Annotated in this window: 1 pseudogene; it reads right to left on the bottom strand. The window is 65.0% G+C overall.

The window, feature by feature from the left end:
* Positions 1 to 254 (bottom strand): annotated as a pseudogene (locus tag FCK22_RS18400) (BamA/TamA family outer membrane protein); the annotation flags it as partial.

The raw sequence follows: 254 nt of genomic DNA, 5'->3' as shown, positions 1-254 counted from the left end.
ATTCCTCAGGCAGACCCAGTGGGAACTCCGCCTCGAAACGGGCCACGGCAAATAGGTTGCCGCCAAGCGCGTCGTCCACCCCGTTGCTCTGGTCGCGCGGCCCGATGCCGCCGGGCTCAAAGCCGCGATGATGGATGGGCCAAGGATGAACCGGTCCACCGCGCGGTTGGTGCCGCTGTTCCAAGACAGCGCACCACCTTCGAGCGTGGCACGCAGGGTGACTTCCTCGTTAAAGATGCGCTTTTCGCCCGCGA

Source organism: Sulfitobacter sp. 15WGC (assembly GCF_005068605.1).
GTDB lineage: Bacteria > Pseudomonadota > Alphaproteobacteria > Rhodobacterales > Rhodobacteraceae > Sulfitobacter > Sulfitobacter faviae.
The sequence above is the reverse complement of the archived record's forward strand: the minus strand, read 5'-3'. Positions and strand labels throughout refer to the sequence as shown.